General features: G+C 48.4%; 13 protein-coding genes. 2 read left to right on the top strand and 11 right to left on the bottom strand.

What is annotated here, in order from left to right:
- Positions 1 to 353: 353 nt before the first annotated feature.
- The 10 genes from KVG29_RS09535 to KVG29_RS09490 all read right to left on the bottom strand — a co-directional run bounded on the left by KVG29_RS09535 (position 354) and on the right by KVG29_RS09490 (position 11,636).
- The gene (locus KVG29_RS09535) at positions 354 to 1,202 is read right to left on the bottom strand and encodes a rhomboid family intramembrane serine protease (protein ID WP_252228178.1); all 849 of its coding nucleotides are present in this window, start codon (positions 1,200 to 1,202) and stop codon (positions 354 to 356) included.
- Positions 1,203 to 1,216: 14 nt separating this feature from the next.
- A complete protein-coding gene (locus tag KVG29_RS09530) occupies positions 1,217 to 2,395 on the bottom strand; it encodes an aminotransferase class I/II-fold pyridoxal phosphate-dependent enzyme (RefSeq protein WP_276576503.1) in 1,179 nt (392 codons plus the stop codon).
- On the bottom strand, positions 2,392 to 2,874 hold the full coding sequence (locus tag KVG29_RS09525; RefSeq protein WP_252228177.1) for an Lrp/AsnC family transcriptional regulator: 483 nt from the start codon (positions 2,872 to 2,874) through the stop codon (positions 2,392 to 2,394). Before KVG29_RS09525 ends, KVG29_RS09530 begins: the two co-directional genes overlap by 4 nt.
- A gap of 63 nt (positions 2,875 to 2,937) precedes the next feature.
- Entirely contained in the window at positions 2,938 to 4,311 is a 1,374-nt protein-coding gene (locus KVG29_RS09520; protein WP_252228175.1) for an RsmB/NOP family class I SAM-dependent RNA methyltransferase, read from the bottom strand.
- Positions 4,308 to 5,387: a type I phosphomannose isomerase catalytic subunit gene (locus KVG29_RS09515; RefSeq protein ID WP_252228174.1), complete on the bottom strand. Its 1,080-nt coding sequence runs from the start codon at positions 5,385 to 5,387 to the stop codon at positions 4,308 to 4,310. The genes KVG29_RS09520 and KVG29_RS09515 overlap by 4 nt, the downstream gene beginning before the upstream one ends.
- A 186-nt stretch (positions 5,388 to 5,573) precedes the next feature.
- Positions 5,574 to 7,133, bottom strand: coding sequence for a VanW family protein (locus KVG29_RS09510; RefSeq protein WP_252228173.1), 1,560 nt, complete (start codon positions 7,131 to 7,133; stop codon positions 5,574 to 5,576).
- 238 nt (positions 7,134 to 7,371) lie between these two features.
- Positions 7,372 to 8,112, bottom strand: a complete 741-nt coding sequence (locus KVG29_RS09505; protein WP_252228171.1) for a PRC-barrel domain-containing protein — start codon at positions 8,110 to 8,112, stop codon at positions 7,372 to 7,374.
- Positions 8,113 to 8,157: 45 nt separating this feature from the next.
- Complete coding sequence (locus KVG29_RS09500) at positions 8,158 to 8,796, bottom strand: redox-sensing transcriptional repressor Rex (protein ID WP_252228214.1); 639 nt, start codon at positions 8,794 to 8,796, stop codon at positions 8,158 to 8,160.
- Positions 8,797 to 8,964: 168 nt separating this feature from the next.
- The gene (locus KVG29_RS09495) at positions 8,965 to 9,630 is read right to left on the bottom strand and encodes a GntR family transcriptional regulator (protein ID WP_252228213.1); all 666 of its coding nucleotides are present in this window, start codon (positions 9,628 to 9,630) and stop codon (positions 8,965 to 8,967) included.
- 74 nt (positions 9,631 to 9,704) lie between these two features.
- The gene (locus tag KVG29_RS09490) at positions 9,705 to 11,636 is read right to left on the bottom strand and encodes an aconitate hydratase (protein WP_252228169.1); all 1,932 of its coding nucleotides are present in this window, start codon (positions 11,634 to 11,636) and stop codon (positions 9,705 to 9,707) included.
- 211 nt (positions 11,637 to 11,847) lie between these two features.
- Between KVG29_RS09490 and KVG29_RS09485 the strand changes: the two genes are divergently transcribed.
- Positions 11,848 to 13,119: a methyl-accepting chemotaxis protein gene (locus KVG29_RS09485; RefSeq protein WP_252228167.1), complete on the top strand. Its 1,272-nt coding sequence runs from the start codon at positions 11,848 to 11,850 to the stop codon at positions 13,117 to 13,119.
- Positions 13,103 to 13,270: a hypothetical protein gene (locus tag KVG29_RS09480; RefSeq protein WP_252228166.1), complete on the top strand. Its 168-nt coding sequence runs from the start codon at positions 13,103 to 13,105 to the stop codon at positions 13,268 to 13,270. Before KVG29_RS09485 ends, KVG29_RS09480 begins: the two co-directional genes overlap by 17 nt.
- A gap of 93 nt (positions 13,271 to 13,363) precedes the next feature.
- On the opposite strand, the gene KVG29_RS09475 is transcribed toward KVG29_RS09480, so the two are convergent.
- Positions 13,364 to 14,260, bottom strand: a complete 897-nt coding sequence (locus KVG29_RS09475; RefSeq protein ID WP_420840548.1) for an ABC transporter ATP-binding protein — start codon at positions 14,258 to 14,260, stop codon at positions 13,364 to 13,366.
- Between the last annotated feature and the right edge of the window lie 12 nt (positions 14,261 to 14,272).

Genomic DNA, 14,272 nt, shown 5'->3' with positions numbered 1-14,272 from the left:
TGTCATGTATCTTCTCACCTGAAAGACTTCTTACAGCAAAATACCCGCTACTCCTTAAACCTGCTATTATCCCAACCTTGCCTTTGAAATTACATACACCATACGCGGTAAGCCTCCTTACGGAGTTAGGTGCTCATCGCCAATGTTAGACAGGCTTATCAGGCACAGGTCACTATCCCTACCCCTCAGGACTGTTTAAACCTGTACGACAGAATTAACTGATGCTTCTTACAGCGAAAAAATACCAGAGAAAAAATACCAGATATGATGACTTCAGATATGGTTCTAATTTTATCCAGCGTCAATTTTCAAGTACACAGGTCAAAACAATTCCCATAACACAAATAATTCCCTTACATTCCACGCTCTTCACCATAAAAGAGCACCCCATACGCTGGACCTTGATGAAGACCCTCTATATACATAACCATTTTACCGTATTTCCTCTGCCCAATCCACAGGCCCAGCACAAAGATTATAACGATAAGCGCCCATACAACCGCTTTATCTGACAGCCTGCGCTCTCTGTACAACCCCACAGCATTTGCGGCCAAAAATCCCCCTATCAGGCCTCCTATATGTCCCCAATTGTCAATACCCGGCTGAATAAACCCAAACAGCAGATTGATGCCGATTATGATAAACAAACCCGGTCCAAACGCACGCTGAAACAAGGTGCGCCTCCGTTTGCGGAAGTAAAGCAGAGAACCCATAAGCCCGAATATGGCGCCAGAGGCGCCGGCTGCCGGGTTAGGGCTAAAGAGGTAGCTGAACAGACTACCCATCAGCCCCGACAATACATATATTATTACAAACCGGATTTGCCCGTATAGCTTCTCCACTATCGGCCCGTATACATAGAGGGCATATGAATTGAACAACAGGTGCATGGCCCCGACATGCAGGAACATGGCGGTAAAAAGACGCCAGTACTCCCCTTGAGCAATCAGCTCATTTACCTTGGCACCAAAGTACAGCAGCTGATAGTTTAAACTAATATCAAATACCGTACCTATAAAGCTCATGACAAGCCATACGGCAACATTCAATCCCAGAATTGCATATGTAACATGCGGCGGACCGGGGTCCAGCCGTATATCTCTGTTTTCCCAGCTATCATGTGTTCCGCCCGCGTCCCATTCATCAATCACCTCATACTCTCCCTCTATGATGTCCGGGTCGCGGTCCCATTCATACCTCATGATAACCTCCTTAATCACAGTATCTTTTTCAAAAAGTTGCCTATTCGCTTTATGGCTTCGTTGATGTTGTCTATTGAATAAGCATAGGAACACCTTATAAACCCTTCACCGCTGGCTCCAAAAGCTGTGCCCGGAACCACGGCAACCTTCTGATCCATCAGCAGCTTTTCGCAAAACTCCTCCGACGTCATGCCGGTTTTCTTTATCGATGGAAAAACGTAGAAGGCCCCTTTGGGTTCATAGCATTCCAGGCCTATCTCCCTGAAACCGTTTACCATGACCTTGCGGCGCATGTTGTACTGCTTAACCATGTACTCCACCGAGGCAAAGCCATCTTCGAACCCCTTCCTAAGGGCTTCGATAGCCGCCACCTGGGCCATTATTGGGGCACACAGAGTGGTATACTGATGAATCTTCACCATAGCGCTGATCAACGCGGGATGCCCTGCAGCATATCCTAGCCGCCAACCCGTCATGGCAAAAGCCTTGGAAAAGCCGTTTATGACTACAGTGCGTTCCTTCATATCTGGGAGGCTTGCTATGCTGACATGCCTCTGCCCATATGTCAATTCAGCGTAAATCTCATCGGATATGACTATAATATCAGTGCGGCGCAGTACCTGCGCAATTGCCTCCAAATCGTCGTGCGTCATGATGGCTCCAGTAGGATTGTTGGGATAGGGCAAAATGAGCGCTTTCGTTTTCGGAGTGATCTTCTGCTCCAGCTTGTCAGGGGTCAAACGAAACTCGTCTTCCGGCCTGCACTCCACCGCCACGGCCTTTGCCCCCGCAAAACGAACGCATGGCATATAAGCCACGTATGATGGATCGGGTATCAAAACCTCATCCTCTGGATTGAGGATTGCGCGCAATGCCAAATCTATGGCCTCGCTGGCGCCAACGGTTACCACTATTTCGTTCTTTGGGTTGTACTCCAACCCAAACCGCCTGCTCAAATAGCAGCTTATGGCTTTTCTGAGCTCCGGCATTCCCCAGTTTGAGGTATAACACGTCATCCCCTTTTCCAGGGAATATATACATGCCTCCCGCACGTTCCATGGAGTTACAAAGTCGGGTTCACCCACTCCCAGAGAAATAACACCCTCCATCTCGCTGGCTATATCAAAAAACTTCCGTATGCCTGACGGCGGTACCTCCTTCACCCGCTCGGCTATCATGCTCTCCACGTTCATGGTACGATCACCTGCCTGTAATCTTTTTCTTCATCTTCCAATATAACTCCATCTACTTTGTACTTCTTCAAGACAAAATGCGTGGCCGTGCTAAGCACTGAATCCAGCACCGACAGCTTTTCGGCTACGAAAAAGGCCACCTCCTTCATGGTTCGCCCTTCAATCATTACGGCCAGGTCATAGTCCCCAGACATAAGGTACACCGACTTAACCTCGGGGAACTTGTAAATCCGCTCCGCGATAGCATCAAATCCCTGATCCCTCTGAGGGGTCACCTTTACCTCTATAAGGGCTGTCACGTATTCCCTATCGGTTTTATCCCAGTTGACTATAGTATTGTATTTAACTATAACCTTGTTTTTCTCAAGCTCCTCTATTTTTTGCTTTACGGTCTCCACATCGGTGCCCAGCATCACGGCTATCTCTTCAGGGGTCCTCCTGCTATCCTCATTTAATATTTCAAGAATCTCATTGACCATAAGCCAACCCTCTCCTTCTTTTTATGAAGGTATATTTAAATAATTGTATCACCTGTTTATCCTTTACGTCAATACGCGTCGCAGCCCCTTGGGATAATAATTCTTCAGCATACCATCCGACAGCTTACCCCACCCCAAGGAATAGCCATCCACGGTTACCAGCACCCATCCCTTTCCATCAAACCCTATAAGGGTAAACCCCTCCAGATACTGCATTACCTCTCTTGAATCGCTTGAAAAGTCAATGGTTTGTGCTACAGATTCCTTCCTGGAGGACATGGCCAGCGCATGTCCTGGTATAAACCTTCCCTTCTTGATGGTCCCCAGCCTTAAACCCGGCCGCAATACCTTAAGCCCGCTTAAATCCGGAAGGGAAGGCGGTATCCAGTACAGCTGATCCTTATGCACATAAAGATGATCTTCTATGAACTCCCTCATATACTCCTTCATAAAACACTCATACTCAACCGGCGGCTTGCTTATTCCTCTGCGTTTATAGAAAAGGGGTAAGCTGCTTGCACCGCCATCTGCCCTCTTTTCAAATAACGCCATAAAATGCCCTTCGCCCTTTATCTTATGCGGCCAAAGCCGGTAAGTCTTCACAAGTTCCGGACTTCCGTTTACCCATTCGGGTACTCCCCTGTCAAACCACTTGAAGTAAACATCCTCCACCAGCGAAAAATCAGGGTGCTCCTTTAAAAACCAGTCCACCACTCCCTCGTTTTCTTCTGGAGAAAAGGTGCAGGTTGAATACACCATTCTCCCACCCGGGGCCAGCATTTCGGCTGCATGCTTTAATATGCTCTTTTGTCTCACGCTGATTCTATCGGGGAGGGTATAAGACCACACCGAGCACATATCCGGCCTCTTTCGAAACATGCCCTCACCTGAACATGGGGCATCCACCAGTATGCGGTCAAAGTAGTTCTTGAACACCGCCGCCAGCCTACCCGGCGTCTCCTGGGTAATGGCGGCATTCCTGACGCCCAGCCTCTCCAAATTTTCACCCAGCACTATAACGCGTGAGGCGTCGATTTCGTTAGACAGCAAGAAACCCTCACCCTTTAGCCGTGCAGCTATCTGGAATGATTTCCCACCAGGTGCGGCGCACAAATCGAGCACTTTGTGTCCCGGCCTTACCCCTAAAAGCTCAGCCGGCGCCATGGCACTGGGCTCCTGAATGTAATACAGCCCGGCATAGTAGTAAGGGTGCTTTCCCGGGCGATCTTCATCACCGTAGTAAAAGCCGCCTTCCGCCCATGGAACGGGCTGCAGCTCAAAAGGAGCAAGGGACAAAAAATCCTCTATGGTGATCTTTAAGGTATTTACCCTTAAGCCCTGGTAAGGCGGATTTTTAAAACAGCCCATAAACCTTGGATATTCCGGGCCCAGCAGGCCCTTCATTTTATCTACAAAAGCCTCAGGCAAATTGCTCACTTTTTCGCATCATCTCCTTCAAATAAGCCTGCGATGGCTTTAAGCTGGTCTTTGGTAAAACCTTTGGCTTTAAGCGGCTCAATTATGTCCCTCTCCCTGCTGGGGACATACGCTTTTATTATGGTACACTCCCCTTTAATCATATAATCTCCTAGACAGGCAGGTATAAGTACCGAATCCCCGGCTTTGAAAGGCTGGCTTCCCTGGCTGTACACTATCTCGCCCTGCCCCTCCACCGCCGTTAACGTAAAGAATTTAGACCCATCGGCCGTCTCCTTCATACAGCCATGGCACTCCAGCTTTTGAGCGGCGAAATAGCTGCAGGCCACATAGTATGTACGCCTGCCGCCTTCTTCTTCAACGGACAGCCCGGGCAGCTTGTCCTTTGCAAGCCTTCCACTGAAATCTATCACGTCCAGTGCTTTGTCCACATGGAGCGTTCTGGGCTTACCATCATCTCCGAGTCGGTTCCAGTCATACACCCTGTATGTGGTATCGGAATTCTGCTGAATCTCGCATATAAGAATTCCCGGCCCTATGGCGTGCACTACCCCTGCCGGTATATACAGCACGTCTCCGGCCTGCACTTCAACGCTTCTTAAATACTTCTCCAACTGTCCAGCCCTTACTGCCTCCTCAAATTCTCGCCTGGTGGTTCCCGGCACAAGGCCGTAAATCAGGCTGGCACCAGGCTGCGCATGGATGATATACCACATCTCTGTTTTACCCGGTTGACCTCCCTCGTGCAATGCCGCATACTCATCGTCAGGATGCACCTGCACAGAGAGGAACTCTGTAGCATCAAGAAGCTTTATGAGCAAAGGGAACTCATTCCCAAACCTCTTTTGCACCTCTTGTCCTAACAGCTGGCTTCCATAGGAATCAATGAGCTGCCTCAAGGTCATTCCCTTGAGAGGGCCGTTGGCCACCACGCTGGTACCGTTCGGATGGCAGGCCACATCCCAGCTTTCCCCTATCTTGTCGGATGGAAGCTTCCTACCATATTTCTCTTGAAGGGTACTACCACCCCATATCTTCTCCTTTAATATGGGATCAAACAGCAAAGGATACAGCATCATACTCTCCCCCCGCTTATTACTTCGCATTTTATCACAAAAATTTTGCCGGCCAGTCACCCTTTTATTATAACGATTTAAGGCCAAAAAATGAAGGACAATGTTTCAAACAAAAAACTTCCGGTTGAACCCGGAAGCGTGAGTACCAATTCAAGATGCAAATGTTTAGTTTTCCTGGCCTTGTTCTCACTCTGACATTTCGTCCGACGGCGAATCGGTGCTGTTTTCAGTTGACGGCGCACTGCCATTGCCCACATCGTTGGCAGGCTGCCCATCCGGTTTTTGCGTCCCCAAAGGAGTTTGAGCCTCTGGAACCGCCTCTTCAGGAGGTTTTGGAGGTCCTACCCTTTTCTTGCCCACAATCCTAGGATAATTGCTGTATGCCTCTTTGACCCTCTTGATTTCCTTTCCGTCCTTGTAATACACGCGATAGGTCTGAACCTTGATGCCCGGCCTGGACTCGTATTCTATAATCTCTTCGCCGGGCTTCAAGGTATTGTCCTGCACCACTTTTTCGGGTGGCTTTTCGGTCCGCTGCAATATTACCGACACCACCTCTATCTTATCGTAATCGGAGGGCGCCTTGCCATATACTTCAACGTAAAGCCTTCCGCCGCTGATATACCTGTTGAAAAATACCGGCGTGTCCTTGTTGTTTCTGATCTTTAGGTCAAGAGTAGGATAGTTCACTGTAGCATCTTGACCTACTTCCGTATAAGCAGAAGGCCATGAATGATGCCACCGTTCCACTATCTCCAGGTCAGCGCGTACAGCAGCGCCGTATAAAGTAGTGGAGGTCTGGCAATTGCCTCCTCCTGGCTCGTCTACCAGCTTTTTACCTTCTTTGATGACCGGGGCATCCAGATACCCGTGCGCCTTGTCCCTGGGGCCTGTTGCCTCGTTAAATGAGAACACTTCCCCTGGATCGAGGCGAAGCCCATCAAAGCTCTTGGAAGAAAGGGTTATATTATGAATTCTCTCAGGGGTACCACTTAACTTGGTGGAATAAACGGCAATCCTGCTGGTCCAGGTTTTGACCTCCTCCAGAGTATATTTAGGGTAAAGCGTTTGAACTGGGATCTCATAAGGAGTAAAGTCCCTCGCATCCACCTTAGCATTTATATCGGCCATAACCTGTTCAATCAGCATCCCTTTTCCTATGACCTCTTTCGTGAATGTAAACTTTTGTTTGCTATCGGGATGAAACTCGATCTGGGCATCTACGGGCTGGACGTTTATTTGCTGAGCGATTGCCTCCAGCTCGTCCTTGAGAAGAGAGACGTCATAGGTCAAAGCAGTGGTAAAATGTCGCCCTTTTTTACCAGCTTCATATATCTCCATAAGCCGCTCAAAGATGTTGCCCCGCCGTCCCACCTGATAGGCTTCTTCCACAACATCCTCTATGTTGAAACTGGCACCGATATCCCGGTAGCTGTATTCCCATTGGTGCTCTCCATGCCGCAGTATTAACTTCATCTCATCCAGTTCAGGTTGACGAAGGTCACGGATGGCTTTCAGCCCTTCCTCAAACGTCAACCCTTGCAATGATAGGCCGTCAACCGTCACTCCAGGATAAAATTCGTCGCTGTTTAAAATGTGATAGGCATAAGCACCCGCTCCCAAAACCACCAAAAAAATGACGGTGAAAATCATCATCAATATCGCTTTGTACATTGCATCTTTTTTCTTCCGCTGTACAGCCTTTCTCCGCACCGCTTCTCGCTTAGACTGAGTTGTGGATTGCATCCATCTTACCTCCGCTCATTACAGGGGCCTACCCATTTATTTTTATATTTATACCATTTACCACTTTGTTTTTCACACAATCAATTTATATAGTAGAATAACCTCAAGCAGAAGTAAATATATTATGCGATAAAATAATAAAAGCTTAACAGTCTGAAGCAAAACTGTAAAGTTTTTTAAAACTTTCGTAACAGTTTTACTCCAGGCCTGTCAAGCTTCATTGTTTATATGCGCCCTTTCATACGGCCTCAATATTCATGGTAAGCTCGACAAGCTTTCCCCCCGCTTTTACCTTATCGATAAGCTCATCGGTCACTATATCCCCCTCGACAGCCAGCAATTCTCCACTCTCGCTTATTATCCTTTTAGTCACCCTCTTCCCAAGAAGAAATCGCCTTTGCTTTTGTTCGAACAAAGAAGAGCCCTTATACTTGGATTGCTCATAATCAGCGTTCTCCGCAGACTTGTAAACTTCTTGAGGCAGTCCCTTGCTTGCATCAGCAGCTGCTTCACTAACGCCATTGCTAACAACCAGTATGCCTTTACCATAGGTAACAATTTGGGAGGCATCCAGCTCAAAACTCTTCTGGTTTTCCGCGTGTAGCTCGCATTTTACAACCCTTCCATCTTTCTCATCAAAGTAATATTCTTTCACATTTCCTATGTATTCGCCCTTTTGGGTATAGACCCTGGCACCGGTGAGGCCCATGCCCTGCCTTATCAAATCATGGGCTTCCTTGACCTGCGAAAAAGGCAATATATTTTCCTCGCTCTCTGTGATAACGGCATGGCGCCCTATCCCTAACACCTTATCGAAAGGCAATAGCTTGGCCCCCAAATACCATTCCTCATCTTCAATGATGAGGTATTGTATATTCCCCTCGCAGCAATTAATCAGCAGTTCTCTAACCCTGCCACACTCAATCCCTTCCCTTACGCATATCACCGGCAACCCTTCAACATCATGCATGGCCTTCATATTATCAACCCCGATTACAGCGCTATTGGCATTTTAGCATACTATTTACGACTTTGTTGCATTTATTCTGTAGCACAGGATGTAAAGGCTGTCGCTTAAGTGAACGTTTTCAACTATGACATCATCTGGTAGAACGACGTCAATCGGAGCAAAATTCCAAATGTATTTTATGCCGCAGCTTACCAAAAGTTCGGCCACTTCCTGTGCCTTCTCCTTTGGAGTACAGATCACCCCTATATCTATATTATGGCCTGCCACATAGCTTCTCAAATCATCCACGTCGTAGATCTCGATACCGCGTATGGACATACCTATCAAACGGGGATTGACATCAAACATGGCTCTTATAAAAAAGCCCTCTTTTTCAAAACCGCTGTAATTTGCTAGAGCCTGGCCTAAATTCCCGGCTCCTACCACTATCATGTTGTACTGCCTGTCCAATCCCAGTATTTTCTTAAACTCCTCACACAACTCTGCCACATTATAACCGTACCCCTGTTGCCCAAACCCCCCAAAACAGTTGAAATCCTGCCTAATCTGAGATGCTGTGAGCCCCATTTTCTGCCCCAACTCGCTGGACGATACCCTTTGTACACCATTTTTCTTAAGTTCCATAAGATACCTGTAATATTTGGGCAACCTCCGTATGACTGCCTCAGAAACTGTGCGCCTGCCTCTTTCCATCACAAAATCACCTCCCGAAGGGTTAAACGCCGTTTAAGGCATGTCAATCCCATTATTTCGAAATCATTACCATCAATACCAGTGTAACAAATAATACAGCCAAGTTCAATAGAAAACTACAAAAATAAAGCATTTCCGGCTTATTTCAAAACCGGAAATGCTTTTCCCTCAATCCTTTTCTTCATCCTGTTCCGTGAGAGAGTGGAGGTTTAAAATGGCACGGGAAATATGTTCAGCCATAAGCCTTTCAGCCTCTGCTGCATCCCTTTTCATAATCGCTTCAAAAATGCTCCTATGCTCATTGAGCGACTGATGAGCCCGCATGGGCACCTTTAATGAACCACGCCGTGCCCGTTCCACATACCTGAGCAGGTTGTCCAGCATATGCTTCAATACTTTGCTGTCACTGGCGTCATATATCACGCCGTGAAAGCGCGTATCCAGCTGGGTGAGCTGGTCAAAGTCGTTTTTCCTAGTATAATACTCCATGAGCTCCACGATCTCTTCCAGCTCTTTAAGAGCCTGCTCATCTATGCGCTGGGCTGCCCATCGAGCCGCCAATCCTTCAAGCATGGAACGAATGGTATATATGTCATCTATATCCTGCTGCGAAACCCCGTTTACCACCACCCCCTTGTTGGGGATGGAAATGACCAGCCCTTCCAGCTCCAGCTGCCGGATAGCCTCGCGTATGGGAGTCCTGCTCACCCCCAGCTCGTCGGCCAGCTTGGTCTCAACCAGCGCATCGCCGGGCTTGTAGCGGCCATTCAGTATGGCATCGCGAATATAATTGAACACATATGAATGCAAAGAATATCTCTCAAGCGATTGCATCTTGGCAAATCTCTTCGATTTTGCCACCCTGCTTTCTTCAAATTCTTCCATAATACCTCACTCTCTATGCTTTTTTATTGCCCAGAATTCTTTCGAGTATAATTGAGTAAACCTCCCGCCAGTATGACCTCCTTCAACCTGGGCGACAGGTTTAACCCCACCTTTATCTCCTTATTCTTTGTGAAGTTCTTGACAATGATCACATTACCCTGCCTTATCTGTTCGATGACATTTTCAATAACCAGTCGGTCATCCTGGTCGATGTCATCGTAATCCTTTTCATTTACAAATGTCAAAGGCAATATTCCCGAATTTATAAGGTTTGCCATGTGAATCCTGGCAAAGGACTTTGCTATTACACCTTTTATGCCCAGGTACAACGGCACCAAAGCTGCATGCTCCCTGCTGGAGCCCTGCCCGTAATTGTGCCCAGCCACCAGGAAACCGCCTCCTGCTTTCCTGGCACGCTCCGGAAAATCCTTATCCACCAGGGTGAGGCAATAATCCGCAAGATAAGGTATATTGGACCGGTAAGGAAGCAGCTTGGCATTGGATGGCATAATGTGGTCGGTAGTAATATTATCCTCCATTTTAAGCAGCACTATCCCCTCTACTGTATCGGAAAGCTCCTTGTTGACAGGGAAAGGCTTGATGTTGGGACCACGTACCACCTCTACATGCGTCCCCTCCGGTGCAGGCGGAATGATGCAGTTGTCGTTTATCTCGAAGGTCTCAGGCATTTCAACCTCGGGATACTCGCCTAAGGTACGCGGATCAGTCAGCACGCCGGTCAAGGCAGTAGCAGCCGCCACTTCGGGGCTGGTCAGATAGACCTTTGCGCTTGGAGTTCCACTGCGCCCATAGAAGTTACGGTTGAAGGTTCGCACCGACACCGCATTGGTAGCCGGCGCCTGGCCCATACCGATACACGGCCCGCAGGCACACTCCAGAATGCGCGCACCGGCCGCTATCAAATCTGCCAAAGCTCCGTTGCGTGCCAGCATGGTATAAACCTGCTTGGAACCAGGGGAGATTACCAGGCTGACGTCGGGATGTACCGTCTTGCCCTTCAGCATCTTTGCTACCCGCATCAAATCAAGGTAAGATGAATTGGTACAGCTTCCAATGGCCACCTGATCAACTTTGATAGGTCCCACATTCCTTACGGTATCCACGTTGTCAGGGCTGTGCGGCTGCGCCACCAAGGGCTCCAGCTTGCTCAAATCGACCTCGATCTCCTCATCGTACTGGGCATCAGGGTCAGCCTCCAGAGGAATCCACTCGCACTCACGCCCTTGAGCCCTCATGAAAGCTCTTGTCACCTCATCGCTGGGGAAGATGGATGTGGTGGCACCCAGCTCTGCGCCCATATTGGCTATGGTGGCCCTCTCGGGCACCGTCAACGTGGCAACGCCCTCGCCGGCATATTCCATGATCTTGCCCACGCCGCCTTTGACGGTGAGCCTCCTTAAAAGCTCGAGGATGATGTCTTTGGCGCTTACCCACGGCTGAAGCTTCCCCTTAAGCCAGACCCTGCATACCTTGGGCATGGTGAAGTAATAAGGTCCTCCGGCCATGGCCACCGCCACATCCAGCCCACCGGCTCCGATGGCCAGCATACCGATCCCACCGGCTGTAGGGGTGTGGCTGTCAGAGCCCAGCAGCGTCCACCCCGGTCTCCCGAATCGCTCCAGGTGCACCTGGTGACAGATTCCATTGCCCGGCCGCGAAAAGTATATTCCATATTTGGCCGCTACCGTTTGAATGTACTTGTGGTCATCGGCGTTTTCAAAACCTGTCTGAAGGGTATTGTGATCTATATAAGCCACCGATTTTTTAGTCCTAACGCGGGGTACGCCCATAGCCTCAAACTGAAGATATGCCATGGTTCCAGTCGAATCCTGCGTCAACGTCTGATCAATAGAAATGGCGATCTCCTCTCCCGGTATCATTCTGCCGGATACAAGATGGCTCTCTATGATCTTCTGTACTATATTTTTGCCCATTATCAATCCCCCTTTGCTGGAATTGGAGCCACATACAGCGGTCACATTAATTGTATACAATTATACAGGCTGTGTCAATGAATTTATTGCGAGTAACTCGTTGCTCAACAATTGACAAATTAAAAAAGGGAAAAAAGTTTTATTTTGCCAATTTGTATATTGTGATATAATAAGAAACAAGTCGAAAAATACAGCAAAAAGGAGGATGCATATGGAAGTCCTTGAACGGTTAAAACAAAAAATTATGAAATTTGCCGTAAAGCAACCATTCGTATTTGCAGCCATACTTGCAGTAATATCAGCTGTAATAGAAAAACTGATTGCACCAGATATTGGGATAATCGCCATCATCATTCTATTCTTATTCAAATTGGCCATACTGGAACTCATAGCGTACATATTGATGAAAGCAATACACTCAAAAGTGGAATCCATAGCCTACATAATGGACCGCATAAAAAACAGGGACCTGTCCTACACGGTAGACGTTTCGGAATTTGAAGATATGCAGGCAGTATCAGTCAGTTTCAACAACATGATAACCGACCTAAAATCCATAATGTCCTCATTGAAAAACATCACCAAACGGTTAGTGGACGCAGCCGAGCTTTTAAACAGCAATACCACCAGGGTTAACCAGGCCATCGATGACATATCGGCATCCATGAACGAGATAGCCCACGGGGCATCCGAACAGGCCGCAGAGGCCGAAAGAGGGGTAAGCCTGATAACCAGTCTATCAGAGCAGATCCAAGTGGTATATGAAAATACCAATAAAGTGGTGGAAGACTCCAACAATATGCGCGCATTGAATGAACAGGGGCTTGAAGCAGTCAAAACCCTGCGCGACTCCAACGAGCAAAGCCAGACGGCCGCCGCCAAAGTGCTGGAGTTCATCAATTCGTCGGCCGAGAAATCAAAGAGCATAGGTGAATTCGTCAGCACCATCAACAGCATAGCGGAGCAGACCAACCTGCTGGCCCTCAATGCGGCCATAGAAGCAGCAAGGGCAGGTGAAGCCGGCCGGGGGTTTGCGGTTGTTGCCGACGAGGTCAGAAAGCTGGCCGACGCCACCAAAAAAGCCACCGAACAGGTGGAAGAGATAATGACAAACATCATAGAGGAAGCCGACAGCGCGTCGGTTATAATAGATTCGGTGAGGACCGTCATGGAAAACCAGGTAAAAGCGGTGGACAATACATATGAAGCATTTTACGCCATCGCAAAGGGCATTGAAAACATAATAAGCCGCATAAACAATATAAGTCAATCTATGGCAGCCATAGAAGAGGATAAGAACAAGGTGATCGAAGCCATCCAGAACATCTCGGCGGTCTCTCAGCAGGCTGCTGCCGCTAGCCAGCAAGTGGCGGCCAGCACCACCGAGCAGAGGAGCGTGATAGAGCAAATCGCATCGTACTCAAAAACCTTAAGCGAGCTGTCTCTGGAGCTAAGGAAATACGTCGATGCCTATAAAATATAAAGCAATTGCGCCGGAATCCATATACGGCATGATGCCCGCAATGGTGTTTGGATGTTTGTCCTGGGCTGCCGGTGTGAATGCGCAAAACCCGGTTTCCCGAACAAATACAGGCAAATCGGTTGCAGGCCATAAAAAGTTTTATAGCGATTAATAATAGCTGAAGAACTTTTTGTGTAAAATAAAATGCCCTGGATTTTGCAAAAATGCATCATCCAGGGCATTTCTGCAGTCAACCCCTGATAGATTAACCCGGACTTACAGAACGATCCGGGTTCATGATCACAATCCTGTCTCCTTCCAGCTCAACCTTTACCCTGTTTTTGCCGGTTAACCCCAAGGCCTCAAGATATTCCCGTGGGAGCTGAAGTCGTCCCGCTCTATCGAGAACAGCCAGCTCTTCATGCGTATCCCTACCCACAGTCCCTATATCGTTGCTCAGCTCAGCCAACTCCTCAGCATAGGACTTCCTTCGAATAAACTCGCTGCTTGTCCTGCCATCGCGTATAGCCACCACCCTATCCACCTTTCTGGCGACTTGCCTGTCGTGAGTTACTATAATTATGGTGACGCCAAGAGCGCTGTTTATTTCCCTGAACACGTCCAGTATCTGGGATGCCGTCTTGGTATCCACCGCCCCGGTGGGCTCGTCCGCCAGAAGCAGCTTGGGGTTATTGGCCAGGGCAATGGCGATGGCCACGCGCTGCTGCTCGCCACCCGATAGCTGCTCCAACTTATATTTTTTCCTGTGCGACAATCCTACCATGTCAAGCAGCTCTAATGCCCGTTCCCTTCTGGCCCTGCCGGTCAAGAGCATTGGGAGCTCCACGTTTTCCAGCGCAGTCAAATAGGGTATCAAGTTTCTGGCATTGTTTTGCCATACAAACCCCACAGTCTCCCTCTTATACCTGACCAATTGCTTATCTGTAAGCTTCAGCAAGTCCTCGCCGTTAACAAAAACCTTACCCGCCGAAGGTCGATCCAGCCCACCCAGTATATTAAGGAGGGTGGACTTGCCGCTGCCGCTGTTCCCGATGATGGCCATAAACTCGCCCTTTTCCACCACCAGGTCCAGGCCCTGTAGCGCCACCACCTCGATGTCGGCCACCTTGTATATCTTGACTAAATTGTCGCACACCACCATGTACTTTACCTC

It is taken from the genome of Caldicoprobacter algeriensis (genome assembly GCF_023838525.1).
Classification (GTDB): domain Bacteria; phylum Bacillota; class Clostridia; order Caldicoprobacterales; family Caldicoprobacteraceae; genus Caldicoprobacter; species Caldicoprobacter algeriensis.
The sequence above is the reverse complement of the archived record's forward strand: the minus strand, read 5'-3'. Positions and strand labels throughout refer to the sequence as shown.